Genomic DNA, 3,053 nt, shown 5'->3' with positions numbered 1-3,053 from the left:
CCGCGGTTGCCCGGTATTGCTCGCCGGAGAGGCCAGCGCGCCCGGGCGCCACAGCGACGCTTCGGCCTGAGGCCGTGCTCCCATTTCGTTGAATTTGACGACAATCACGCGGGCCCCATTCTCCTAACCCGCAGCTGACAGGGTAACGTTTTTCATATGTCTGACTCTCGTGCGAACGTTCCTGCTCTCGGTACCCTTCTGACCGCCATGGTCACCCCGTTCACCAAGGACGGCGAAGTTGACTACAAGCAGGCAGCGGAACTGGCAGTCAAGCTTGTTGACGACGGCTGCGATGGCCTGGTGGTCACCGGAACAACGGGGGAGACGTCCACGCTCACCGACGAGGAAAACCTCGGCATGTTCCGCGCCGTGAAGGAAGCCGTGGGCGGTCGCGCGGCAATCATCGCGGGCACGGGAACCAATGACACCGCGCACTCGGTGCACCTCTCCCAGGAAGCCGCGAAGCTCGGCGTCGACGGACTCCTGCTCGTCACCCCGTACTACAACAAGCCGAGCCAGGCTGGCGTCCGGGCCCACTTCGAGGCCATTGCGTCCGCCACCGAGCTTCCTGTCATGCTCTATGACATTCCCGGGCGTTCCTCCATCCAGATCGCGCCGGAGACCATGATCGGCCTTGCCTCCCACCCCAACATCGTTGCGGTCAAGGATGCCAAGGCCGATTTCGCCGCGGCCACACGCGTCATGGCGGAAACCGACCTTCTTTTCTACTCGGGGGACGACGGACTGACCCTCCAGTGGATGGCCATGGGTGCGGTGGGCCTGATTGGCGTCACCACCCACGTTGTCACCCGCCGCTTCCGTGAGCTGATCGACGCCATCAACTCGAACGACCTTGGCACGGCACGCAAGATCAACTTCGAACTCGAGCCCGTGATCCGCGCAACCATGACCCGGGTCCAAGGCGCCGTCGCCGCCAAACAAATTCTTAAATGGCAGGGAGTCCTGCCCAACTCGGTTGTCCGTTTGCCCCTCGTGGAGCCGGACGCCGCCGAGATCGCAATCATCCGCGAGGACTTGGCGGAAGCTGGAATGGACTTCACTGTCTAGAACGATTCCGCCGGAAAGTAGCGCATTATGACCCAAACCGCCCTTCCCGGACTTGTCACCCCGCCCAAACTTCCGCAGGGAACACTCCGGATTGTGCCCCTCGGCGGGCTGGGGGAGATCGGCCGCAACATGGCCGTTTTCGAAATCAACGGCAAGCTGCTGGTGGTTGACTGCGGCGTGCTCTTCCCTGAAGAGACACAGCCGGGTGTCGACCTGATCCTGCCCGATTTCTCGTACATCGAGGACAGGCTGGACGACGTAGTTGCCATCGTCCTGACGCACGGCCACGAAGACCACATCGGCGCTGTGCCGTATCTTCTGCGCCTGCGCGCGGACCTGCCGTTGGTCGGTTCCCAGCTGACGCTTGCCCTCGTCGAGGCCAAGCTCCAGGAACACCGGATCAAGCCGTACACGCTGACGGTCGCCGAAGGGCAGGTGGAGCAGTTCGGCCCCTTCGAATGCGAATTCGTTGCCGTCAACCACTCCATTCCGGATGCCTTGGCCGTCTTCATCCGCACTGCCGGCGGCAACGTCCTGCACACGGGCGACTTCAAGATGGACCAGTTGCCCCTCGATGGCCGCATCACGGACCTGCGCCACTTCGCCCGCCTGGGTGAAGAAGGGGTGGACCTGTTCATGGCCGACTCCACCAACGCGGATGTTCCCGGCTTCACCACGGCGGAAAAGGAGATCGGCCCCACCTTGGACCGTTTGTTCGGCCAGGCCAAGAAGCGGATCATCGTTGCCTCCTTCTCCTCGCACGTGCACCGGGTGCAGCAAGTGCTCGACGCCGCCGCCAAGCATGGCCGCAATGTCGCCTTCGTGGGCCGGTCCATGGTGCGCAACATGGCTATCGCCGCGAAACTGGGCTACCTTGACGTCCCGCCGGGAATCCTCGTGGACATCAAGAACATCGACAACCTGCCGGACCACCGCGTGGTCCTCATGTCCACGGGCTCGCAGGGCGAACCCATGGCGGCACTGTCCCGGATGGCCAACGGTGACCACCGCGTGGTGGTGGGCCAGGGCGACACCGTTATTCTGGCCTCGAGCCTCATCCCCGGCAACGAGAACGCGGTCTACCGGATCATCAACGGGTTGCTCAAGCTCGGCGCCGACGTCGTGCACAAGGGCAACGCCAAAGTGCATGTCTCCGGACACGCCGCTGCGGGCGAACTGCTCTACTGCTACAACATCCTCAAGCCCCTGAACGCGATGCCTGTGCACGGCGAAACCCGTCACCTCATCGCCAACGGCAACCTGGCGGAGGACTCCGGCGTGCCCTCGGACCGCGTCATCCTCAGCGACAACGGCACAGTCATCGACGTCAGGGACCACAAAGCCAATGTTGTTGGCCAGGTGGAAGTGGGCTTCGTCTATGTGGACGGCTCCAGCGTGGGTGAAATCACCGACGCCGACCTCAAGGACCGCAGGATCCTCGGCGACGAGGGCTTCATCTCGGTCATCACCGTGATCAACCGGACCACCGGCAAGATCGTCTCGGGCCCGGAAATCCACGCCCGCGGCGTGGCCGAGGACGATTCCGTATTCGACGAAATCATCCCCAAGATCAATGCTGCCCTCGAAGACGCGGTGCTCCACCACGCGGACCACACCAACCACCAGCTCCAGCAAGTCGTGCGCCGTGTGATCGGCACGTGGGTCAACCGCAAGCTTCGCCGGCGCCCCATGATCATCCCGTTGGTTCTGGAAGCATAGCCCGGACGGAGAAGACTCCGAACGGCCCGGTTCAAGCGAACCGGGCCGTTCGTGTTGTACGCCAAGCCCGCAGCGGAACCAGGTCCGCGGATTGTTCTACAGGGGCAACATGGCTCCTCCGTTCCCCTGAAATCCGCGGCTTTCCGGACGGCTTGGGGTAGCGTGGCCGATATGGCGACTCGTACTACCTCCGCGCCTAGAGGCAGCTCCAACAGCAAAACCAGCGGCTCGGGCAGCGGCCGGACCCCGGCCAAGACCGGCAGGAG

At 63.4% G+C, this 3,053-nt stretch carries 2 protein-coding genes; both read left to right on the top strand.

What is annotated here, in order from left to right; all coding sequences use genetic code 11:
- Nucleotides 1-156: 156 nt before the first annotated feature.
- Complete coding sequence (dapA, locus tag AHiyo1_RS04975; RefSeq protein WP_059387812.1) at nucleotides 157-1,068, top strand: 4-hydroxy-tetrahydrodipicolinate synthase; 912 nt, start codon at nucleotides 157-159, stop codon at nucleotides 1,066-1,068.
- A 27-nt stretch (nucleotides 1,069-1,095) separates the two neighbouring features.
- A complete protein-coding gene (locus AHiyo1_RS04970; RefSeq protein ID WP_059387811.1) occupies nucleotides 1,096-2,787 on the top strand; it encodes a ribonuclease J in 1,692 nt (563 codons plus the stop codon).
- Nucleotides 2,788-3,053: the final 266 nt, after the last annotated feature.

It is taken from the genome of Arthrobacter sp. Hiyo1, assembly GCF_001263615.2.
Taxonomy (GTDB): Bacteria; Actinomycetota; Actinomycetes; order Actinomycetales; family Micrococcaceae; genus Arthrobacter.
The sequence above is the reverse complement of the archived record's forward strand: the minus strand, read 5'-3'. Positions and strand labels throughout refer to the sequence as shown.

Bases quoted from the DNA above. Each gene is read 5' to 3' on its own strand.
- dapA (WP_059387812.1), top strand. From the start codon at position 157: ATGTCTGACTCTCGTGCGAACGTTCCTGCTCTCGGTACCCTTCTGACC.
- AHiyo1_RS04970 (WP_059387811.1), top strand. From the start codon at position 1,096: ATGACCCAAACCGCCCTTCCCGGACTTGTCACCCCGCCCAAACTTCCG.